A 20875-nucleotide genomic window follows, 5' to 3' on the forward strand; every position below is an offset into this window, starting at 1 on the left:
AGGTCGAAGATGAGATGTACCATAAAATAATGGATTTTAGAAGCGATACCGTTACCAAACCGTCGGAGGAGATGCGCAGGGCCATCGCCGGCGCCGAGGTCGGGGACGACATCTACGGGGACGATCCCTCCGCGAACGCGCTCTGTAAGTACGCGGCGGAGATAACGGGGAAGGAGGACGCTCTCTTTGCCTGCTCGGGAACGATGGGCAACCTTCTTGCCTTTACAACTGTGGGACGCCACGGCGAAAGCCTGCTCGCGGGGAAGCGTTCCCATGTGTGGTGCGCCGAGGTCGGCGGCTTTTCCGCCGTCGCCGGGCTCTGTCCCTATCCGCTCGGCGACGACGACGGCATTCCCGACCCCGCTGAGCTCGCCGTGGCCAGCAGGGCCGACAACGACATCCACCATCCGGATACGACGATACTTGCGCTTGAAAATACGCACAACTACACCGGCGGCATCGCCGTGCCTCCCGAGCGTTTCGCTCTGACGGCGCGCGAGGGCAGGCGGCTCGGTTTTCATGTCCATCTTGACGGCGCGCGCATCTTCAACGCCGCGGTCCGTCACGGCGTTGATGTGAGAAAGTACGCCGACGAAGTTGATTCCGTGCAGTTTTGCCTCTCGAAGGGGCTGGGCGCGCCGCTCGGTTCGATGCTCTGCGGATCGCGCGAGCTGATCGAGGGGGCGAAAAAGTGGCGCAAGCGCCTTGGCGGCGCGCAGCGGCAGGTTGGGATCGCCGCCGCCGCGGGGCTCTACGCGCTGAAGAACAACGTCGCTCGCCTTGCCGAAGACCACGCCAACGCCGCGCTGCTCGTCGACATGCTGAAGAGGGGCGGCGTCGAAGTGGAGGAGAGGCCGAATATGACGAATATGGTATTCTTCCCCCTCAAGGAGGGGCAGGTCAGCGACGCCGAGTTTGAGGCGAGGTGTCTTGAAAAGGGGCTGCTCGCGCATATGATATCGCCGCGCCGCGCGCGTTTCGTCACACATCTGGACGTTGGCCGCGAAGATGTGGAGCGCGCCGCCGCGATAATTCTGGAGGTCCTTTCGGCGTGATAAAGTTTCTTCCGCACGATGAAGTAGAGGCCCTTGCCGCCCATGCGCTCGACCTTGCGGCAAAGAGCGGCGCCTGGGGAGCGGACCTCCTTTACAGCGAGGGCAGCGGCAGCGGGCTGACTCTTAAAGACGGAGAGACGGAGGAATGCGCCTCCGGCTCCTCTGCCGGCATCGGCATCAGGACGATAATGTCGGACGGACGTCAGGGGATCGCCTATGGCAGCCGGCTAGACAAAGCGTCCGTCGACTCTCTTGTTGAGTGGAGCCTGCATAACGCGCTGGCATCCGAGCCGGAGGAGGGCATCACCCTCTACGAAGGGCCGCTTGTGCGCTGTCGGGAGCTTGACGCCGAGGACAGGCGGATACGTGAGATCACCGCAGCAGACCGCATGAAATATTGTCTCGAAATGACGCGGGAGGCGCGGTCGCTCGACAGCCGCATCGTCTCCGTGCGCTCCGCCTCATGGAGAGACGGATGGGGTGCTTCCTTCTTTGCCACGACCAAGGGGCTTTGCGGCTGGGAGGAGGGCTCCAGCGCCAACTGTGGCGTCATGGTGCTCGCCCAGTCCGGCGAGTCCACCGAGATGGGCGGTTACGGAATGGAAGCGCTGCGCCTGGACGAGCTGGACATAATAAAGAGCGCGCGCACGGCGGTGGAGCAGACAGTCGCCTCGCTTGGCGGCAGACAGCTCGCGACGGGGAGCTACACCATCATGATAGAACCGGAGACGGCGGCCTCTCTCGTAGACGTTATCGGCGGCCTTTTCTGCGCCTCCGACGTGCACCGGGGACGTTCGATGATGAAGGGGCGTCTTGGCGAGCTCGTCGCCTCTCCCTGCGTCAACCTTACGGACGATGGGCGCATCCCGTGGAAGCCCGGCAGTTCGTCGTGGGATTCCGAAGGTGTCCCGACCGGTCGCACGGAGCTGATAAAAAACGGAGAGGCCAACGCCTTCCTCTATAATTTGCAGTATGCCATAAAAGACGGCGTAAGCTCAACCGGCAACTGCTCGCGCGGGATGTCGTCCCTGCCCGATGTGGGAACGACGAACCTCGTGTTCGCGGCGGGGACGGAAAGCCCCGACGCGCTGCGTGCGCGGATCACAAACGGCATGTACGTAACGGAGTTCATGGGGCTGCACACCATCGACCCGATCAGCGGCGATTTTTCTATCGGCGCCAAGGGGCACCGCATAGAGAACGGCGAGATCACAACGCCGGTGAGCGGTGTCACAATGGCGTCCAATCTGTTAGAATTTATGAGAAATATCTCGGCGGCGGCCTCCGACCTGAAATATTCCGGTTCGGTGGCGGCCCCTACACTGGTGGTTGAGAATGTTGTCATTGCGGGTAAATAATAGGATATTCACAGGGCTCATAGCGGTTTTTGCGTCGCTCTTCATCCTTTCGGCCTCCTGCGCCTTCGCCGCGGAGACGCTCTCTTTCTGGAACGGGGAGGTTAAAAAGGGCGACGTCGCGGCGCGCCGGAACGGAACGATACAGGAGGTCGCCATTGACGAGGTCGTCTCGTCGCTGGGTTTCATCCCGAAGGTGGACGCCTCCTCTATAATAGTGGTTCTTGAGGGGAAGAAGATCGAATTCTGGAACGCCTCGAATGTGGTCCGCGCCGCCGGAAGCATAATCAGCTTCCCGCTGCCGGTGAGCAACACGGACGGACATTGGTGGGGAGATGCGAAATCGGTGGCCGCCGCGTTCGGTTACTTCTACGCCGCGATAGGCAAACCTTCGGCCTTCCGCTGGGGCGAACCTTCGGCGGCCCCGCAGCCGCCCGTCCAGCCAAAGGTTTCGGAGCCGCAGCGGCCGGTTGAGGAAAAACCGGCCGAACCTGAAAAAAGGCCGGTCGTGAAGATCCCTTCCGCCGAGCCGGCCCAGCCCCCGGCGGCGCAGAAGGGGGAGCCGGAGGAAAAGTACACGCCCGCCGCTCCGGTCGCGACCTTCAGCGGGAATAAACGCCCCGTCGTCGTCGTAGACGCGGGACACGGAGGGCACGATCCCGGAGCCGCGGCAAACGGCGTGAGGGAGAAGGACGTCAACCTCAAGGCGGCGATCGAGCTTGGCGAGATATTGCGCCAGTACGGGATCGACGCGAGGCTGACGCGCAGAACCGATGTCTATCTGAAACTTGCGGAGCGTACCGCCTTCGCGAATAAAAACGACGCAGACGTCTTTGTCAGCCTCCATTGCAACGCGATGCCCAAAGGCCGGTCAAGCGTCGCCGGGCTTGAATATTACATCATGGCCCTTCCCTCGGACAAAGACGCGATGAACCTGGCCATCGCGGAAAACAAAGAAATTTCCGCCGGCGTCGACAGCGCCGCCGAGGCGCAGCGCGCCGACAAAAAGACGCAGCTGCTGCTGAAGATATTGGGCGACATGCAGCAAAATGATAAAATAAACGAAAGCACGACGCTGGCAGAGGTGATGCACAAGGCGGCGAAAGCCGGCTCGATGCCGATGCGAAAGGTGGCCCAGGCTCCCTTCTTCGTACTGCGCGGCGCGGGGATGCCGGCCGTGCTGGTGGAAATGGGATATCTTACGAACGCGGCGGAGGCGAGAAAACTCAACTCCGCCTCATACAGGGAGGCGCTCTGCCGCAGTATCGCGCAGGGGATCGTGCAGTATATAAAGGAGCATCCCACGCAGAGATGACGGTTTTTGACACGAAAGAGAGCCATAGGGAGGACTGCTGATGAGAGATTCTGAGGGAAGACAGCGGCATTTTGTGATCCGCGATAAAAAGGATGAAAGCTATGACTCGCCGTCCGTGCGCCGCCGCGGGGTCATCAAGGAGCGCGAGGAGGAGATGGAAGAGGCCCTCGAAGAGCCGCGCGCGCCGCGCCAGCGCAAATCACTGCGCGAGCGCGAGATGGAGGAAGAGGACGAGCAGAACATCCTGCGCCGGGGCCGCGGCAATAAGCGTATAAAAGAGGAAGAGGATTACGAAGAAGAGGAAGAAGAAAATTACGGCTCCAAGGCTCCCAAAGTCGTTCGCGTCTTCGCCTGGATCGCGCTGATGATCATCCTCTTTGCCTGCGGCTACCTCGCCACCAACTACTTCTTCAGCTGGTCCGACAAAAAGGGCGGCGAGCGTATAGGCAGCGTCTACGGCACGGGCTCCGAGGTCAAAGAATCAGCGGCGACGGAGGAGACTGCCGCCTCCAATACGAAATATACCCTCTATCTGCCCGACGGAGAGGGCTTCCAGAGCCGCGGCATCGATATAACCGGCGGCGGCACGAGGGAAGAAGACATCGCGAAGGTGATGTCGATGTACGTTGACAGCCTGAAAGAGACGAAGGCGCTCGACCCGGCGGTCTCCATAAACGAAATATTCCAGAGCGGCGACTGGCTCTATCTCAACATGACGCCCACCTTCCAGAGCTCGCTCAAGAGCCTCGGTAAGGCCAAGGCGGAGAAGCTGCTCAGTGGCTTTACCAAGACGGTACAGGAAAACTTCCCGCCGCTGAAAAAGGTAAAATTCTACGTGAACTCCAAGGAGATCACCGACAAAAATCCCGTGGACCTCACCCAGCCCTGGGAAAGGACCAATTAAGATGACAGAATTGATCCGCATAGACGGGCGCGGCGTGGAGACGCTGCGCCCGATAACCTTTGAGCGCGCCGTCAGCCGTTACGCCGAGGGGTCGGCGCTTGTCAGATGGGGCAACACCCATGTTCTCTGCACCGCCTCGGTCGACGAAAAAGTCCCCCCCTTCATGCGCGCCTCCGGCAGCGGCTGGATAACCGCGGAATATGCGATGCTCCCGCGGGCGACCCACCAGCGCAGCCCGCGGGACATCAGCAGGGGAAAACAGAACGCGCGCGGCAGCGAGATACAGCGCCTTATCGGCCGCTCCCTGCGCGCGGCGGTGGATATGCCCAAGCTTGGAGAGCGGACGATAACTATAGACTGCGATGTGCTCCAGGCCGACGGCGGCACGCGCACGGCCTCCATCACGGCGGGGTTCATCGCGCTCTTCGACGCGCTGCGCTGGCTTCGCGCGAACGGCAGGATCGTTTCCATACCGCTGAAAAATCAGATCGCCGCTGTCAGCGTCGGCAAAGTCGCGGGCGCGCCGATGCTGGACCTTTGCTACGAAGAGGACTCCACGGCGGAGGTCGACGCGAACCTTGTCATGACCGGCGCCGGGGACTTTATCGAGCTGCAGGGCACGGGAGAGGGCGGTTCTTTCTCATATACGGAACTTGCGCAGATAATAGACCTCGGCTGGAGCGGCATCTCGGAGATACAGCAGAGGCAGCGCGAAATCCTTGCACTCAGCGAAGAAGAGAGAGAGCTGTTTGAAAAATGCAGATGATACTTGCGAGCACCAACAGGGGCAAATACCGCGAGATGAAGGCCCAGCTTGAACCTTTGGGGATAGAGCTGCTCTTCGGCGGAGATTTTGAAAAACCGCTTGACGTGGACGAGACGGGAGAAAGCTATGCGGAAAACGCGCTGCTCAAGGCCAGGGCGTGGGCGGAGGCGACCGGCCTGCCGGCGCTGGCTGACGACAGCGGCCTCGAGGCGGAGGCCCTCGGCGGCAGGCCGGGGATACATTCCGCGCGCGCAGTCGAGGGCAGCGACAGCGACCGCATGTACTGGCTGCTTGGCGAGATGAAAGACAAGAGCGACCGCCGCGGGCGTTTCGCCTGTGCCATCGCGGTGGTCTTTCCGGATAAAAAGGAGCCGCTCACGGTCACAAAATACTGTCCCGGACAGATAACGCGCGAACCGGCGGGGGAGTCCGGCTTCGGCTATGACCCCATCTTTGTCCCGGACGGTTTCGACAAGACCTTTGCCGAACTTGGCGGCGAAATAAAAAATAAAATTTCTCACCGCGCAATGGCCGTAAAAGGTATAGCCGAAATGCTCATACCTGTGGTACAATCATACGCTGTACGTGGTATGTAAAATACTAGGGCGAAGCTGCGGCTTTTGCCTCTTTATTTAGAAAATTTTGGAGGTGTGGTTTGTGAAAATTCTTCTTGGAATAATTCACATCCTTGTTTGTCTCGCACTCATCACTGTCGTGCTGATGCAGCACAGAAAATCCGGCGGCTTCACCGGCGCGTTCGGCGGCGGCGGAACGCAGGCCGATATGAATAACGGCACCTGGCAGCGCATGTCCGGCCTTACGAAGGTCACGGCGGTGCTGATGGGGGCTTTCATGGTCATTTCAATACTTCAGGTAGTAGTCAGATAGCGGGATCGTGATATGACCGTAAACCCCCTGGACGGCCAGAAAGACATCGCCTCATACGAGCCTGTCGACGGCCGCCTCTTTTCCGCTACCCATGAGGAAATATTGACAGGCTGGACCACGGACATCTATTTCCTCAAGACGCGCGACGTCCTGAGATCCGCCGGATTGCTTGAAACTCCGGTGGTCGCCGAAGTCTTCACCCGTAAGCCGGGCACCTTCGCCGGCTCCGAAGAGGTATTGAACCTCTTCCGCAAACTTCCGAACCCTCCCCGGGTGGAGGCGCTGTCGGAGGGCGAAAGCTTCGAGGCTAAAGAGGTCGTGATGCGCATAACCGGCACCTACGAATCATTCGGCCTTTACGAGACGGTGCTGCTCGGCATGCTCGCCTCATCGACCGGTTGGGCCACGGCCGCCAAAGAATGCGTGGAAGCGGCGGAAGGCAGAAACGTCCTCTGTTTCGGCGCGCGCCACGTCCATCCCGCCATCGCTCCCGTAATGGAGCGGGCGGCGAAGATCGCCGGCTGCAGCGCTATGAGCTGCATCCTTGCCGCGAAGCTCTGCGGCGAGGAACCCAAGGGTACGGTGCCGCACGCGGCGATACTGATGGTCGGGGACACGGTGAAGCTCGCGAAACTCTACGACGCGCAGGTCCCTGCCGAAGAGCCGAGGATAGTCCTCGTCGATACCTTCAAGGACGAAGCGGAAGAGACGATGAGGGTCGCGGAGGCTCTCGGCGACAAACTCTCTGGCATCCGCCTCGACACGCCCGGCGAGCGCGGCGGCGTGACGCCGGATCTCGTGCGCGAAATACGCTGGCGGCTGGATACGGCGGGCTATAACAAAGTTCAGATAATCGCCACCGGCGGACTGACGCCGGAGCGCATCAAGGTCATGAACGAAGCCGGCGCGGACGTTTACGGCGTAGGCAGCTACATCACGAACGGCGCGCAGCGCGACATGACGATGGATATAAAGATGGTCAACGGCAGACCGATCGCGAAGAGAGGACGCCTGCCGGGAATAATACCGAACCCTAAGCTTAAACGCGTGCTCTAGCCCCGCCGCCCGGTCCTCCCCCACGATGACCGGGAGCGTCTCCCATGCCGGCCTCCGACGTTACGTAAGGATGCGCATGCCACGGCAGAAGGGAGCCGGTAGAAAACGCTTTGAGATATAAAATAAAAAATAAAACTAAGAATTGACTCTCTTTCTTAAGGAGGAAGATCCATGATAGGCACACGTTCCTTCATGGCCAAAGGCGAAGAAGTCGAGCACAAATGGTATATCATCGACGCTGAAAACAAACCCCTTGGCCGTCTCGCAGTACAGGTAGCCCGCATACTCTCCGGCAAGCACAAACCCACCTACACCCCCCACGTGGACACAGGTGATTTTGTGGTCGTCATCAACGCCGAGAAGGTAGGCCTCACCGGCAATAAACTTACCCAGTCCACCATCTCAAAGCACTCCGGACACCCCGGCGGACTTAAAGTGCTCACATACAAACAGATTCTTGAGCGCCGCCCCGAACGCCTCGTAGAGCGCGTGGTATGGGGAATGCTCCCGAAGACGAAGCTTGGCCGCGACATGTACCGCAAACTTAAGGTATATGCCGGAGCGGCACATCCGCACGCGGCCCAGAAGCCCGAGCAGATAGACTAAGGATAGAGGTGGAATAAAATGGCAGACAAAAAATTCCTTTGGGGAACAGGCAGAAGAAAGAACGCTATCGCCCGTGTACGCATCTGCGAAGGCACCGGCCAGTTCCTCATCAACAACCGTGAAGTAAAAGACTACCTCCCCCGTTTCTACTGGGCCTCGCAGGCCGTTGAGCCCCTCGCGGCGGCAGGTGTCGAAGGTAAAATAGACGTCTTTGTGAACGCCCATGGCGGCGGCCTCACCGGACAGGCCGGAGCCATCCGCCTCGGTGTGGCGAGAGCGCTGCTCAAGATGTATCCCAATGTACGCCCCGTGCTTAAAAAGGCCGGACTCCTCACGCGCGACTCACGTATGGTCGAGCGCAAGAAGGTCGGACTCAAGGGCGCGCGCGCGAACAAGCAGTTCTCAAAGCGTTAATCGCGCGGGAGCCGCTTACTGTTCAAAAAGTAAAGGCCGTCCAATTTTGGCGGCGATTGTCAAACAAGATACGATCACTTTCAGAAAACGGCGCTGCTTCGGCAGCGCCGTTTTTTCGTCTTTCAATCCGTTTAACGAAGGACGCTGGCCATACCTCCGCGGGAACATAAAAAATATCGATCCACAGCTGCCTCAGGGCGGAGGCCGCAAATGTACAAACAAAAACATTGAACGGCCGGTGCCGTGGGGCGGCTGCTGAACTATGCGCCGCCCCGGAAGCCGACGCCGTCCGTTTGGCCTGGCGAAGCGGCAGATTTATAAACTTTGCTGCCTTGACAGGTAAACGAGCGTTTACTATAATATTCAGTAAACGCTCGTTTACTTACGGGAGGCGTAAGAAGATGGGAACAAAGGAAAAAATTCTCGTAACCGCCCTTCGGCTGTTTGCGCAGGATGGATATGAGGCGGTCTCTGTGAGCCGGATCGCGGGAGAATTGGGCATGACGAAGGGCGCGCTTTATAAGCACTACAAAAATAAGCGCGACATCTATGACAGCATCGTGGCGCATATCTTTCAGCTGGATGCGGAACGGGCGAAAACATCAAAAGTTCCCGAGAAAACCTTTGATGAAACGCCCCTGCCCTTTCGTTATGCCACCGTAGAGGGGCTAAAGACATTTATGGAGGCGCAGTTTCGTTATTGGTCGGAGGATGAGACCGCCTGTAATTTTCGCAGGATGCTGACGCTGGAACAATATCGAAATCCGGAATTGACGGAACTGTATCACCGGGCCTTTACAAGCGGGCCGCTCGGTTATACGGAAGATTTATTCCGTGAGATGATGGGGCGGGGGCTTTGGCATAAGGGAAATCCCCGGCAAATGGCGGTGGAATTTTACGCGCCCTTTTACCTGCTGCTGAGTATCTCCGACGCCGCCTTAAGTGAGCCCGAAAAGAGAGCGACGGCGGAGCTTTTTACGGCGCACGTTGAAGGGTTCATAGAAAAATATGCCTCGGATGGCGAAGAAGCGGCTGACGGCGGGGATCATAAAAGCTGAATGTGCCGCGCCAGGTATGCGGAGATAAGGGACGCCCGCGTTCGTTAAAGGCAGTATTAATAAGAAATGAGGAGAATTTGCAGTGATAAAGATAAGAAACGAAAGAGAAACAGATTACAAAACAGTAGAGGATATCACCAGGAAAGCCTTTTATAACCTCTATATTCCCGGGTGCGCGGAACATTATTTAGTTCATATCATGCGCGGGCATGAGGATTTTATCGCGGAGCTGGATTTTGTGATCGAACTTGACGGACAGGTAATCGGAAACATCATGTACACGAAAGCTAAGCTGATCGACGAGGCGGGGACGAAAAAAGAGACACTCACCTTTGGCCCCGTCTGCATCGCCCCTGAACATCAAAGAAAGGGCTATGGGAAGATGCTCTTGGAGCATTCCTTTCAAGAGGCGTTGGTGCTTGGCTACGACGCCGTCGTCATATTTGGCAGTCCGGTAAACTATGTGAGCAGCGGTTTCAAGAGCTGCAAAAAATATAACGTCTGTCTGGAAAATAATAAATTCCCCGCGGCGATGATGGTAAAGGAGCTCACCCCCAATGTCTTTGACGGCAGAAAATGGACCTACTACGACAGCCCGGTGATGGCGATCTCGGAGCAGGCGGCCCGGCAGTATGACGATGCTCTGGAAAAAATGGAAAAGAGGTATCAGCCCAGCCAGGATGAATTTTATATTATGAGCCGTTCTTTTGTCGAATGAGACGAATTATCCGTGTCGGAGGGATAGGACAGGCTCGATAAGAAATTAAATCCTGAGATCATAATTGATAAAACCGGATAATTGCCTCGCGCCATCGTGGCTCGAGGTCAACGACGAACCCCGCCGCGTCAGCGGCGGAGTTCGTTTTTTCGCTCCCGCGCCGTTCTCCTCTTTCGTAAATTTTAAATTTTTGAAGGCCGCTCTTTTTGACATATGCCTTGACAAAGTAACAACTTTAAATATAGTATAAAGTTGTTATTTGCTCTTGTATGGGCGGCTGAGAAAAAACAGTACGGACAGCGTCGCCGAAACTGTGGAAAGACGGCAGGCTGTCACAGCATGTTGTCTTTGTTTACCTCGTTAGGTTTGGGTATTCATAAAAAGGGGCGGTTCCGCGTTCCTTTATTTAGAGGCTGATAGGAGCCTGCTGTTGGTCTCTTCTTTACTGTTTTCTCCGCCCGCTCCGTCAAGGAAAACCAAAACTTATGGAAAAGAGGGGAAAAGCATGACGAAAAAAGGCAGGAATATCTTGTTAGCCGCAGCAGCGGTGTTGGCAGTGGCCGGGCTCTTTACGGCCTTTGGCCAAAAGGAGACGGAGAAGACCGTAATTACGGCGAGCGCGAACAATTGGGACAGTCAGAATCTCCACAACGCGATAGCGAAACTTGTGGTCGAGCATGCCTATGACGGCTACGAATTTGGAACGTCGGCCGCCTCTTCAACGATGAACTGGCAGTCGCTGCTCGCGGGGGAGGTCGATCTCGATATCGAAAGCTGGACCTTCAACGTACCCTCATATCCCGACGATATCGCGCGCGGCGATATCGTCGACCTTGGAACGCTGGTCCCCGACAGCAAACAGGGACTTTATGTGCCGCGCTATGTGATAGAGGGAGACCCCGCCCGCGGCATCAAAGCGCTGGCTTCGGGGCTAAAGAGCGTCGCGGACCTCGTAAAATACTGGCAGGTATTCCCTGATGATGAAAAAGCGGGGCGCGGACGCATCTACGGTTCCCTGCCCGGCTGGATGGCGGATGAGATCCTCTACAAAAAGTATGAGGCCTACGGCCTGAATAAACATTATGAATATGTGCGGCTTGGAGACGAATCAACGCTCTTCGCCTCGCTGACCTCGGCCTATAACCAGGGGCTCCCCTGGGTCGGATACTGCTACGAGCCGACGGCGGTCACCGGCAGGCTGGACCTCGTGCTGCTGGACGACCGGCCTTACGACGCGGCGCTTTATCTCAAAGGAGAATGCGCCTTTCCCGATCAGGAGCTGAAGATCGTCGCAAGCAAAAAGTTTCTCACCAAGGCTCCGGAACTGGCAGAGTTCTTTAAAAAGTACAAAACGGGCAGCAGCCTGATATCAAAGGCGCTCGCGCATCTCGACGAGACGCAGGACGGCATAGACCAGACCGCGGTGTGGCTCCTCAAGGGCAATGACGAACTGCTGGAGCAGTGGCTGCCGGCGGAAAATGCGAAGAAGCTGCGTGATTACCTGAAGACACTTGATTGATACGGGGACGGAGATTTTTATGGACTTCGTACAGCAGTATATACTGAACTTTCCGCAGAGCTGGCAGTTTAAGGCCGGCAAGGTGATCGATGCCATGGTGATGGAGTTCGCCCGTGACCACCGAAGCGGACTGGAACTCATAAAATCAGGGATCATCTTTATGATCAACTGCGTCAGGTGGTTTCTCTCCTCTGTTCCTTGGGTGGTGATTGTGCTCTTTGTCGCGCTGCTCTCGTGGTACTTGATGAAAAAGTGGTATGTGGGGGCGTTATACGGCGCGATGCTCATCTTTATCGGCAGCTGCGGGCTCTGGAACGAGATGATAGAGACGCTCAGCATTGTGGTCATGGGGGTGGCCGTCTGCGTCGTGCTCGGTTTTCCGCTGGGGGTCTTTCTCGCCGTCAACCCGCGGGCCAACAGGATAGTGCGTCCCATTCTCGACACGATGCAGACGATGCCCTCGTGGGTCTACCTGGTGCCGGCGGTGCTGCTTTTTCAGGTGGGGATGACGCCGGCGCTGATCGCGACGGCGACCTACGCGATCGTTCCGATGGTGCGCATGACGAGCCACGGGCTGATATATGTCGATAAGGAGATGCTTGAGGCCTCCTATGCCTTTGGTTCGACGAAGATTCAGACGCTCATGAAGGTGCAGATACCGCAGGCGAAGCCGACCATCATGGCCGGTGTCAACCAGACGATCATGATGGCGATGTCGATGGTCGTCACCTGCGCCCTCATCGGCGCGAAGGGGCTGGGCATGGAAATACTCATCGCCACGAACCGTGTGGAGGTCGGCCGGGCGCTCTTCCCCGGCATCTGCATCGTCATGCTCGCGATAATTCTTGACCGGCTGACGCAGGTCGCCGTCAAACGTCAGGACGTTTTGGGGGAAGAGGCCGATGGTTAGTCCGGAGATCATCCTCGAGGCCCGCAGCCTTTCTGTCATCTACGGCTCTTCGAAGAGGGAAGCAGTGCGGATGATGGAGGAGGGCTCCGATAAGGCCGGGGTATACTCCAAGACCGGTGCCACCGTCGCGCTGTGGGACGTGAACTTTCAGGTGAAGCGCGGAGAGCTTTTCGTCATCATCGGTCTCTCCGGCTCCGGGAAGTCGACGCTTGTGCGCTGCTTCAATCAGCTTCTCCGTCCGACCTCGGGACATGTCCTCTTTGAGGGAAGAGAGATAGATTCAATGAAGAAAAAAGAGCTGCTGGATTTTCGGCGCGACAAGGTCTCGATGGTCTTTCAGCACTTCGGCCTCTTCACGCACCGTTCCGTGATGGATAATGTCGCCTACGGCCTTGAGGTGCGCGGCATCCCGCCGGAGGAGAGGCGCGCCAAGGCGCTGGAATTTATCCGCATGGTCGGCCTCGACGGCTGGGAGGACAAGGCGATCTCAAGCCTTTCGGGGGGTATGAAGCAGCGCGTCGGCATCGCCCGCGCGCTGGCGAACGACCCGGAGGTCCTGCTGATGGACGAACCCTTCTCGGCGCTCGACCCTATCGTGCGCCGCGAGATACAGTTTGAATTTCTCCAGATACAGCGGAAGCTCAATAAGACCGTCCTCTTCATTACGCACGACATCGACGAGGCCTTCAAGCTCGGAGATACCGTCGCGATCATGAGGGACGGCAGGATAATTCAGGTCGATACCCCAGAGGAGATGTCCGCCAATCCGGCCGACGATTATGTGCGCGCCTTCATCGAAGGAGCCGACCGTTCGCAGGTGCTAACGGCGAAGAACATTATGACGGTGCCCGCCTGCCTGATCCGCGCGAGAAACGACCCCGCCGGCGCCATCCGCGAGATGAGCCACGGCAACCTTTCCAGCGCCTACGTCGTGGACGACAGGATGCGGCTCGTGGGAGTGATCCCGATGGACGCGGCGCTGAAATGTCTGCGGGACAAGACGCCGCTCTCCGAGGCTATCGAGCGGGAACCGGTGACGACGACGGAGGACACCCTGCTGAGCGACATCATCCCTCTCGCCGCGGGCACCCGTTATCCGATCGCGGTCGTTGATTCCGACGGAGTGCTGAAGGGCATCGTGAGCCGCGCAGCGGTGCTCTCTTCTTTGGTATGACGGTTGCCTTTTATGCCGCTTGTGATAGTATTTCCCCTATCGGAACCACACATATCAAAGAAGAAAGCGCAGGTTTTCTGTTGATGACAGAGGAAGATGTCCCGGTAAGCAGTCCCCGTTACAGACAGGTCGCGGTGGATATCGCGGCAAAGATCGTAAACCGCCAATACAGGGTCGGGGAGCGGATATATGCCCGTTCGCTCATTGCGAGCACCTATTCCGTCTCGCCGGAGACGGCGAGGCGGGCTATCGCCGTACTGGCCGATCTCGGCATTGTCGAGGCGACCAAGGGCAGCGGCGTACATATCATCTCCTATGACAACGCCATGAAGTTTCTCCGGCAGTCCAAAGACTATAAGACCCTGTCGGGGTACAGGCACAGCATTAAAAAAATGGCCGAAGAGGTATTCAGCCAGTGCGGGAAACTGAAGGACGAGATAGAGAGTCTGGTGAGCCACGCGGAGCAGTTCCGTTCCAGCAACCCCTTCACCCCCTATGAGGCCACGGTGCAGGAGGGGGCGCCATGTACGGGGCGGAGCCTCTCCGACCTGAAATTCTGGCAGAACACCGGCGCGACGATAGTCGCTATCGGGCGGGGCGGCGCCTGTATGCTCTCCCCGGGGCCGCACATGAGCCTTCGCGAGGGGGACGTCCTCTATTATGTGGGGGATGAGCGTTGTATCGACCGGGTGCTGCACCTGACAAAAGGCGAACTTTCCCTCTCAAACGCCAACATGTAGATACTTTGTCAGGGAACATAACGCCGCAATGGTCCGCGCCGGAGGTTGGCCTCCGGCGCGGATGCCGTTACGCGGCCCGCGCGCGCCGGAGCTTTAACAAATTTTAATTAAGATATATACTTCAAGAGATATGCAAGCGGAACGTTCCCGCTAAATTGGGTACGAAAGAAGATGAGTTGAGCCAATGACTGGTGATAAATTACTGGAAATAGAGGATCTGCATGTCTCCGTGGAGGGGCGCGCTGTCTTAAAGGGAGTCTCGCTTTCGGTCGGAGAGGGCGAGATACACGCGCTTTTTGGCCCCAACGGCTCTGGCAAGACGACGCTGCTCAATACCGTGATCGGCTTTTCACGCTATAAGATAACGCGCGGCGCGATATATTTTAAGGGACGGGATATCACCGGCGCGACAATCGACGAGCGCGCGCGGCTGGGGGTAGGCATCTCCTTCCAGCGGCCGCCGACGATAAAGGGTGTGACGCTGCGTTCGCTGATCTCCTTCGGCAGCCCTAACCTCTCGCGGGAGGAGATCGAGAAGACGGCGGCAAAGCTCGACGCCGAAGAATTCCTCGACCGCGAGATAAACGCCGGGCTCTCCGGCGGAGAGATGAAGCGCACGGAGATGCTTCAGATAATTCTCCAGTCGCCGGAGCTCGTCTGTCTCGACGAGCCGGAATCGGGCGTCGACCTGGAGAATATGGCGCTGATCGGCAAGGCGGCGCGCATCGCCCTCGGGCGCGACAGCTTTGACGGCGCGGCCTGCCGCCGCTCGATCAAGAGCCGCCGTGCCGATTATAAATCCGGCCTCATCATCACGCATACAGGGCAGATAATGGATCATCTCTATGTCGATAAGGGACATGTGCTGATGAACGGCGAAATAGTCTGCTCGGGAAACGCCCTGGAACTGCTCGGTGAGATAAGGAGCCACGGCTATACCGAATGCTTCCGCTGCGCGGGCTGCGAAAGGAGTGAGGGCTGATGAAAGAAGAATTCCGTGTGGACGAACATCTGGACGATTTCAGAGCCGACGCTCCCGTCCATGACGAGATAAAAAATATCGCCGAACTTCCCGCCGGTGATCGTGAAAGGCTTCTGCGGGCCGGTATCGACGACGAGGAGAAGGCGGCGGGGACCTTTGTCCACGCCGACCATAACACCGTCTACTGCAACGCGAACCTCAAGGGCGTGGAGCTGATGCCCATCTCCTACGCGCTCTTTAAGTATGACGGGCTCAAAGACTACTGCTGGAAGATCATCGAGAAAGAAAAAGACCCCTTCACCGAATTGGCGGCGAAGCGTTCCGAGGGCGGATACTTCATCCGCACCGAAAAGGGCGCGAAGGTCGACTATCCCGTCCAGGCCTGCATGTACATTGAGACGGACGCGCTGGCGCAGGACGTGCACAATATCGTCATCGCGGAGGAGGGTTCGGAGCTTAATATCATCTCCGGCTGCGCCTCCGGCCCCAACGTGCGCTCCGGCCTCCATGTCGGGGTCTCTGAGATGTATGTCAAGAAGGGGGCGACGCTCTCCTTCACGATGGTCCACGACTGGGCCGAGGAGATGTCGGTGCGCCCGCGTACCGTCGTCGTCGTCGAAGAGGGGGGCCGCTACATCTCCAACTACATCTGCCTCAAACCGGCAAAAGACCTGCAGATGTACCCGACTGTCTATCTCAACGGCGAGGACTCCGTCGCCACATTCAACACCGTGCTGATGGCGGGTCCCGGTTCGAAGATGGACACCGGCTCGCGCGTCTATCTGCGCGGGGGGGGTAGCCGCGCGGAGATCGTCTCGCGCACCGTCTCCACCGGAGGTGACATCTACGCGCGCGGCCACCTCATCGGCGAAGAGGCGGGCGTCAAGGCGCACCTGGAATGCAACGGCCTGCTGCTCTCAAACCAGGGCAAGATCCACGCAATACCGGAGCTTGAGGCGCGCCATAAAGACCTAGAGATGTCGCACGAGGCGGCGGTCGGCAAGATAAACCAGGAGGAGACGGAATATCTCATGGCGCGCGGCCTCTCCGAGACCGAGGCGCAGTCGCTGATCATCAAAGGCTTCCTCTCGCTCGACATCCTCGGCCTGCCGGAGTTGCTGCGCAAAGACGTGGAGCGGACGATCGAGGAATCGACGGCCGCCGGGGCGATGTGACCTGCTGTGCGGCTATGGCTGTAAACGACGGGCGCTCTCGCCAAAGAGAGCGCCCGTCTTGCAGATATGCGGCGGCTTACAGCGTTATCTGTCACGTAATTTTTACTTGACCTCAATCATCTGAAAGACTAAAATTTATTAGTTGACGCTATGGAAAATCGGGCATTATGCCTGAGAAGGGAGAACTCTTTTTTATGGACGCAAGCGGCCCCAGTCCTGAACCTGTGGGACAATCTCTTTTAATTTTCATCTAGCAGACCCCGGGCCGTTTCGTACCCGGGCGATGCGGGTACGGAGGGAATTTTATGTTAAAGATCACCAAGACCACCGAGTCGCAGCTCATCGAGCTGACGCCCGACCGGATAGAGGTCGGCGCGTGGATAAACCTTGTACGCCCGTCGGCGGACGAACTCAACGCGGTAGAGGCGATAACGGAGGCGCCGCAGGACTTCATCAGGTCCGCGCTTGACCCCGAGGAATCGTCTCGTATTGAGATAGAGGATAACCATATCCTTGTCCTTATAAATGTTCCGATAAATCATGACTCGCATGTCTATGAATACGACACGATACCGCTCGGCATTATAATCACCCCTGATTACATCGTCACCATCTGCCAGGAATACAACGACGTCATCCAGAATTTTTCCGAGACGCGCTTCCGTTATTTCAGCACCTTCAAGCGCACGCGGCTCTTATTCCAGATACTGTACCGTTCGGCGATGCTCTTCCTGAAAGACCTGCGTCAGATGACGCGCCGTTCCGACCAGATAGAGCAGGACCTGCGCAAGTCGATGAAGAACGAGGAGCTCTTCCAGCTGCTCGACCTGCAAAAGGGGCTCACCTACTATTCAATGTCCCTGCGCTCCAACAAGGTCGTCGTGGAAAGGCTGCTGCGTCTCTGTTCCAACCCGCAGGTGAGCCACATCATCAAATTCCGCGAGGAGGACGAAGAGCTGCTCGACGACGTCCGTGTCGAATACGACCAGGCGATCGAGATGGCGCAGATACAGACCGACGTCCTCGCGGGGATGATGGACGCCTTCGCCTCCGTCATCTCCAACAACCTGAACATCGTGATGAAATTCCTCGCCTCGATAACCATCGTCATGGCTATCCCGACGATGGTGGCCAGCTTCTTCGGCATGAACGTTCCCGTCCCCTGGGAGGGCGATCCGATGGGATTCGTCATCGTCAGCATCGTCGCGCTGGGGCTGACGATCGTCTCTATCTGGGTGCTCTGGAAGAAGCGGCTCTTCTAAAGAAACACTGATTAATTCACTTTGTCACATAAAACCTGACGTATCGTCCGCTGATTAGATGTGCCAGCCGCTAAACAGGCAGCCCTTGAGCGGGGCGGAGGCGTATTAGCATACGTTGGAGCCACGGTCGGGGGCTGCCTGTGACGCGGATGGTGCATATAATCAGCGATTCACTAAATCAAACGGACAAAAGATACGAAACGGGAGGGCGGCTGCGATGCCAGCGCCCTCCTTTTTATGGTTGGGACTGGGCCGGCTTTATTTTATCGCCGCTTTCAGGATGTCTATTGTTTCAAGGGCCCTCTTATCCTTGCCCTCCGCAAGATACTGCGTGGAGACGCCGAGGATGAGGGCGATGATAAAATTCGCGACTTGCCGCGGTGAATGTGTCTTCAGGATCTCCAGGTGGGGGGCGTAGTCGGAGACGTACGAGGCGACGATGTCCAAGAGTTCGCCGACGAGGGTGCTGAATTCCGCCCTGAAGGGCCCGGGGCCCATCGCGAGGTTGGAAAATTCAAGGCGCAGCCGGTGGATGTCGGAGTCCCTGACGATGCTCTCTTTTGAATATTCGCAGAGAAAATCGATAAACTCGTCCGAGGTGGAGATCCGGCTCATCTTTTCCTGAATGTCGCCGAGAAAAGATTCTTTGACCTGTCTTATCAGGGCGATGAAGAGCCCCTCTTTGTTTTTGTAATGGTAGGCGATCTGGCTGATGGCGACGCCGGCCTGCCTGGCGATGTCGCGCATGGAGACATTGGCGTATCCCCTCTGTGAAATAAGGTCAAGCGCGGCCTCCAGTATTCTTTTCGACGTATCCCTCTCTTCAGCGTACAAAACGGCATATCCTTTCTCCGTACACGGCGTTCATCTCCCTAAGAAATAAATATATCACAATTGCTGTGGATTGACACTGCAGGTACTTTTGTTATAATACGAACGTTCGTTCTAATATGGATGCTGAAAAAGTTATAAGCTGCGTCATTTGCTCTTTGACTTTTATCGGCAGGGAATGGATAATAAAAAAATTATCGGAAAAGCCTTTTCGAAGGGAGCAGTTAGATGAAGGTCTCGGAATTCTTTACAGGCAAGAGGATCCTCATAGCGATTTTAGTGATACTTATCGTCGGCTCATCCGTCGCCATCTACTTTAAGGAGAAGCCAAAGGACAAATATGTCAGGGCCTCGGGAACTGTCGAGGTGACGCAGGTGCAGCTCGCGCCGCTCGCCGGCGGGCGGATCGTGGAGCTCGCGGTGGAGGAGTCCGACCATGTCAGGAAAGGGCAGTTCATCGCGCGCCTCTCAATGGACGGGGCCGACGACGAGCTGAAGATGGCGGAGGCGGCTCTTGCCGGCGCGAAGGCGCAGCTTGACGAGTTGAAAAACGGTTTCCGCAAGGAGGATATCTCAAAGGCGAAGGCCGAGCTCGCCGCGCGCCGTGTGCAGTATGAGCAGGCCCGGCGCGACGAAAAGCGCTTTGCGGCGCTTGCGGCAGACGGCGTGGTGGCGGAGCGGGACGCGGAGCTCTACAGCGAGGCGGCGAAAGCCTCCCGCAGCGCGATGCAGGCGGCCTCCGACCAGGTGCGGCTGTTGGAAAACGGCATGCGCCCCGAGCAGATAGCGGCGGCGGAGGCTAATGTCGCGCGCGCCGAATCCGCTTACCGAAAGGCCAAGACCCTGGTAGGCTATAAAGAATTTTACTCGCCCGCGGACGGCGTCGTACTGACGAAAAACTATCAGGTCGGCGACGTCGTGAACGCTGGCGCGCCCATCGCCACTCTCGGCGATATGAACGACTGCTGGGTCAAGCTCTATATCCCCTCGACGCAGCTTGGCCTTATCAAGCTGGGCGCGAAGTGCAGCGTCTATGTAGATCCCTTCCCCAAACGCGCCTTCGAGGCGACCGTAACGGAGGTCAACCAGCAGGCCGAATATAATCCGCGCATGTCGCTGACGCAGAACGAGCGCGCGAATATGGTCTTCTGGATAAAGATATCCATCAACGACACGGAGGGCGTCATAAAGCCCGGAATGCCGGCCGACGTCACGATATTATGACGGCGGCCGCGCAGGAGCGCATCCTCTCTTATCGCGGCGTCGCGAAAAGCTTCGGCGCGCAGCGCGCTCTCGACGGCGTGGATCTGGAGATAAAGAGAGGGGAAATATTCGGATTCATCGGCCCGGACGGGGCGGGGAAGACGACGATGATGCGCATCGCGATGGGGATCATCAACCCCGACGGCGGCGAGTGTATGCTGCTCGGTTCGGCGGACAGGAGAAGGGCGCGCGTCATGGCGGGCTATGTGCCGCAGCTCTTCAGCCTTTATATGAACATGAGCGTCATGGAGAATATCAACCTTTTCGGCTCGCTCTACGGCAAGCCCGTGAGCGAGGTCGTGGCGCGCGCGGAATACATCCTTTCGCGCGTCGGACTATGGGGGTTCCGCGACCGTTTCGCGGGGAACCTCTCGGGAGGCATGAAGCAGAAGCTGGCGCTGGCGATCGGGCTGCTCAACACGCCGGAGATACTGCTGCTTGACGAGCCGACGACGGGCGTAGACCCCGTGGCGCGGCGCGAGTTCTGGGCGCTGCTCTACCAGTTCAACCACGAGGGGCTCACGATCGTGGTCAGCACTCCTTATATGGACGAGGCCGAGCTCTGCACGCGCAAGCTCTTCCTCAACAACGGAAAGATACTTGACGTCGGCACGACGGGCGAGCTGCTCTCGCGCTATCCCTACAAACTGCTGAGCCTTGACAGCGGCGGCCGCGAGGTCCGCGGCTGGCTTGCGGGCCGCCCGCATATCGTGGACGCCAACATGTTCGGTTCGAAATACCATATCGTGACGGACGACGCCTGCGGCGCGCGCCGTTCCGTCGAGGCGGCCTTCAGGGAACACGGAGGCACTCCGCCCGGACTGCGCGATATCGATCCGGGCCTCGAGGACCTCTTCGTCGCCTTCGCGGGAAAGGAGGATTAA

The 20875-nt window shown here is 57.8% G+C and carries 22 protein-coding genes; 21 read left to right on the forward strand and 1 reads right to left on the reverse strand.

The window, feature by feature from the left end:
- The first annotated feature begins 14 nt into the window (after nucleotides 1–14).
- The 19 genes from CLOEV_RS02600 to CLOEV_RS02700 all read left to right on the forward strand — a co-directional run bounded on the left by CLOEV_RS02600 (nucleotide 15) and on the right by CLOEV_RS02700 (nucleotide 17897).
- Nucleotides 15–1055, forward strand: a complete 1041-nt coding sequence (locus CLOEV_RS02600; RefSeq protein ID WP_008709629.1) for a threonine aldolase family protein — start codon at nucleotides 15–17, stop codon at nucleotides 1053–1055.
- Nucleotides 1052–2413 carry a TldD/PmbA family protein gene (locus CLOEV_RS02605; RefSeq protein ID WP_008709631.1) on the forward strand — a complete coding sequence of 454 codons (1362 nt, stop codon included), beginning with the start codon at nucleotides 1052–1054 and terminating at the stop codon, nucleotides 2411–2413. Before CLOEV_RS02600 ends, CLOEV_RS02605 begins: the two co-directional genes overlap by 4 nt.
- Nucleotides 2391–3725: an N-acetylmuramoyl-L-alanine amidase family protein gene (locus tag CLOEV_RS15720; protein WP_008709633.1), complete on the forward strand. Its 1335-nt coding sequence runs from the start codon at nucleotides 2391–2393 to the stop codon at nucleotides 3723–3725. Before CLOEV_RS02605 ends, CLOEV_RS15720 begins: the two co-directional genes overlap by 23 nt.
- A 40-nt stretch (nucleotides 3726–3765) precedes the next feature.
- Nucleotides 3766–4629, forward strand: coding sequence for a GerMN domain-containing protein (locus CLOEV_RS02615; protein WP_034441764.1), 864 nt, complete (start codon nucleotides 3766–3768; stop codon nucleotides 4627–4629).
- A 1-nt stretch (nucleotide 4630) separates the two neighbouring features.
- Entirely contained in the window at nucleotides 4631–5395 is a 765-nt protein-coding gene (rph, locus tag CLOEV_RS02620; protein ID WP_034441767.1) for a ribonuclease PH, read from the forward strand.
- Nucleotides 5386–5991 (forward strand): RdgB/HAM1 family non-canonical purine NTP pyrophosphatase, encoded by a 606-nt coding sequence (rdgB, locus tag CLOEV_RS02625; RefSeq protein ID WP_008709636.1) that lies wholly within the window; start codon nucleotides 5386–5388, stop codon nucleotides 5989–5991. Before rph ends, rdgB begins: the two co-directional genes overlap by 10 nt.
- Nucleotides 5992–6052: 61 nt before the next feature.
- The gene (gene secG, locus CLOEV_RS02630; RefSeq protein WP_008709637.1) at nucleotides 6053–6283 is read left to right on the forward strand and encodes a preprotein translocase subunit SecG; all 231 of its coding nucleotides are present in this window, start codon (nucleotides 6053–6055) and stop codon (nucleotides 6281–6283) included.
- A 12-nt stretch (nucleotides 6284–6295) separates the two neighbouring features.
- Complete coding sequence (locus CLOEV_RS02635; protein WP_008709638.1) at nucleotides 6296–7339, forward strand: nicotinate phosphoribosyltransferase; 1044 nt, start codon at nucleotides 6296–6298, stop codon at nucleotides 7337–7339.
- A 171-nt stretch (nucleotides 7340–7510) separates the two neighbouring features.
- Complete coding sequence (gene rplM, locus CLOEV_RS02640; RefSeq protein ID WP_034441769.1) at nucleotides 7511–7945, forward strand: 50S ribosomal protein L13; 435 nt, start codon at nucleotides 7511–7513, stop codon at nucleotides 7943–7945.
- An 18-nt stretch (nucleotides 7946–7963) separates the two neighbouring features.
- Nucleotides 7964–8359 carry a 30S ribosomal protein S9 gene (rpsI, locus tag CLOEV_RS02645; protein ID WP_034441771.1) on the forward strand — a complete coding sequence of 132 codons (396 nt, stop codon included), beginning with the start codon at nucleotides 7964–7966 and terminating at the stop codon, nucleotides 8357–8359.
- A 401-nt stretch (nucleotides 8360–8760) separates the two neighbouring features.
- Nucleotides 8761–9417, forward strand: coding sequence for a TetR/AcrR family transcriptional regulator (locus tag CLOEV_RS02655; RefSeq protein ID WP_034441774.1), 657 nt, complete (start codon nucleotides 8761–8763; stop codon nucleotides 9415–9417).
- Nucleotides 9418–9499: 82 nt separating this feature from the next.
- On the forward strand, nucleotides 9500–10135 hold the full coding sequence (locus tag CLOEV_RS02660) for a GNAT family N-acetyltransferase (protein ID WP_034441776.1): 636 nt from the start codon (nucleotides 9500–9502) through the stop codon (nucleotides 10133–10135).
- Between the two features lie 505 nt (nucleotides 10136–10640).
- Entirely contained in the window at nucleotides 10641–11654 is a 1014-nt protein-coding gene (locus CLOEV_RS02670) for a glycine betaine ABC transporter substrate-binding protein (protein WP_034441780.1), read from the forward strand.
- A 19-nt stretch (nucleotides 11655–11673) separates the two neighbouring features.
- Nucleotides 11674–12564, forward strand: a complete 891-nt coding sequence (locus CLOEV_RS02675) for an ABC transporter permease (RefSeq protein ID WP_051484839.1) — start codon at nucleotides 11674–11676, stop codon at nucleotides 12562–12564.
- On the forward strand, nucleotides 12557–13738 hold the full coding sequence (locus CLOEV_RS02680; protein WP_034441782.1) for a quaternary amine ABC transporter ATP-binding protein: 1182 nt from the start codon (nucleotides 12557–12559) through the stop codon (nucleotides 13736–13738). The genes CLOEV_RS02675 and CLOEV_RS02680 overlap by 8 nt, the downstream gene beginning before the upstream one ends.
- Nucleotides 13739–13821: 83 nt before the next feature.
- Nucleotides 13822–14478: a GntR family transcriptional regulator gene (locus CLOEV_RS02685; protein WP_034441783.1), complete on the forward strand. Its 657-nt coding sequence runs from the start codon at nucleotides 13822–13824 to the stop codon at nucleotides 14476–14478.
- Between the two features lie 184 nt (nucleotides 14479–14662).
- Nucleotides 14663–15460 (forward strand): ABC transporter ATP-binding protein, encoded by a 798-nt coding sequence (locus tag CLOEV_RS02690; protein WP_034441785.1) that lies wholly within the window; start codon nucleotides 14663–14665, stop codon nucleotides 15458–15460.
- Nucleotides 15460–16635, forward strand: a complete 1176-nt coding sequence (locus CLOEV_RS02695) for a SufB/SufD family protein (protein WP_034441787.1) — start codon at nucleotides 15460–15462, stop codon at nucleotides 16633–16635. The genes CLOEV_RS02690 and CLOEV_RS02695 overlap by 1 nt, the downstream gene beginning before the upstream one ends.
- A gap of 305 nt (nucleotides 16636–16940) precedes the next feature.
- Nucleotides 16941–17897: a magnesium transporter CorA family protein gene (locus CLOEV_RS02700; RefSeq protein WP_034441789.1), complete on the forward strand. Its 957-nt coding sequence runs from the start codon at nucleotides 16941–16943 to the stop codon at nucleotides 17895–17897.
- 258 nt (nucleotides 17898–18155) lie between these two features.
- On the opposite strand, the gene CLOEV_RS02705 is transcribed toward CLOEV_RS02700, so the two are convergent.
- The gene (locus CLOEV_RS02705) at nucleotides 18156–18731 is read right to left on the reverse strand and encodes a TetR/AcrR family transcriptional regulator (RefSeq protein WP_034441791.1); all 576 of its coding nucleotides are present in this window, start codon (nucleotides 18729–18731) and stop codon (nucleotides 18156–18158) included.
- A gap of 225 nt (nucleotides 18732–18956) precedes the next feature.
- Between CLOEV_RS02705 and CLOEV_RS02710 the strand changes: the two genes are divergently transcribed.
- Both CLOEV_RS02710 and CLOEV_RS02715 read left to right on the forward strand, forming a co-directional pair.
- Nucleotides 18957–19952: an HlyD family secretion protein gene (locus tag CLOEV_RS02710; RefSeq protein ID WP_008709655.1), complete on the forward strand. Its 996-nt coding sequence runs from the start codon at nucleotides 18957–18959 to the stop codon at nucleotides 19950–19952.
- Complete coding sequence (locus tag CLOEV_RS02715; protein ID WP_051484840.1) at nucleotides 19949–20875, forward strand: ABC transporter ATP-binding protein; 927 nt, start codon at nucleotides 19949–19951, stop codon at nucleotides 20873–20875. Before CLOEV_RS02710 ends, CLOEV_RS02715 begins: the two co-directional genes overlap by 4 nt.

The sequence above is a fragment of the Cloacibacillus evryensis DSM 19522 genome, from assembly GCF_000585335.1.
In the GTDB taxonomy this organism is placed as follows: Bacteria; Synergistota; Synergistia; order Synergistales; family Synergistaceae; genus Cloacibacillus; species Cloacibacillus evryensis.

Coding starts and splice junctions, on each gene's coding strand:
- CLOEV_RS02600 (WP_008709629.1), top strand. CDS start 15: ATGTACCATAAAATAATGGATTTTAGAAGCGATACCGTTACCAAACCG.
- CLOEV_RS15720 (WP_008709633.1), top strand. CDS start 2,391: ATGTTGTCATTGCGGGTAAATAATAGGATATTCACAGGGCTCATAGCG.
- CLOEV_RS02615 (WP_034441764.1), top strand. CDS start 3,766: ATGAGAGATTCTGAGGGAAGACAGCGGCATTTTGTGATCCGCGATAAA.
- rph (WP_034441767.1), top strand. CDS start 4,631: ATGACAGAATTGATCCGCATAGACGGGCGCGGCGTGGAGACGCTGCGC.
- rdgB (WP_008709636.1), top strand. CDS start 5,386: ATGCAGATGATACTTGCGAGCACCAACAGGGGCAAATACCGCGAGATG.
- CLOEV_RS02635 (WP_008709638.1), top strand. CDS start 6,296: ATGACCGTAAACCCCCTGGACGGCCAGAAAGACATCGCCTCATACGAG.
- rplM (WP_034441769.1), top strand. CDS start 7,511: ATGATAGGCACACGTTCCTTCATGGCCAAAGGCGAAGAAGTCGAGCAC.
- rpsI (WP_034441771.1), top strand. CDS start 7,964: ATGGCAGACAAAAAATTCCTTTGGGGAACAGGCAGAAGAAAGAACGCT.
- CLOEV_RS02655 (WP_034441774.1), top strand. CDS start 8,761: ATGGGAACAAAGGAAAAAATTCTCGTAACCGCCCTTCGGCTGTTTGCG.
- CLOEV_RS02670 (WP_034441780.1), top strand. CDS start 10,641: ATGACGAAAAAAGGCAGGAATATCTTGTTAGCCGCAGCAGCGGTGTTG.
- CLOEV_RS02675 (WP_051484839.1), top strand. CDS start 11,674: ATGGACTTCGTACAGCAGTATATACTGAACTTTCCGCAGAGCTGGCAG.
- CLOEV_RS02680 (WP_034441782.1), top strand. CDS start 12,557: ATGGTTAGTCCGGAGATCATCCTCGAGGCCCGCAGCCTTTCTGTCATC.
- CLOEV_RS02685 (WP_034441783.1), top strand. CDS start 13,822: ATGACAGAGGAAGATGTCCCGGTAAGCAGTCCCCGTTACAGACAGGTC.
- CLOEV_RS02690 (WP_034441785.1), top strand. CDS start 14,663: ATGACTGGTGATAAATTACTGGAAATAGAGGATCTGCATGTCTCCGTG.
- CLOEV_RS02695 (WP_034441787.1), top strand. CDS start 15,460: ATGAAAGAAGAATTCCGTGTGGACGAACATCTGGACGATTTCAGAGCC.
- CLOEV_RS02700 (WP_034441789.1), top strand. CDS start 16,941: ATGTTAAAGATCACCAAGACCACCGAGTCGCAGCTCATCGAGCTGACG.
- CLOEV_RS02710 (WP_008709655.1), top strand. CDS start 18,957: ATGAAGGTCTCGGAATTCTTTACAGGCAAGAGGATCCTCATAGCGATT.
- CLOEV_RS02715 (WP_051484840.1), top strand. CDS start 19,949: ATGACGGCGGCCGCGCAGGAGCGCATCCTCTCTTATCGCGGCGTCGCG.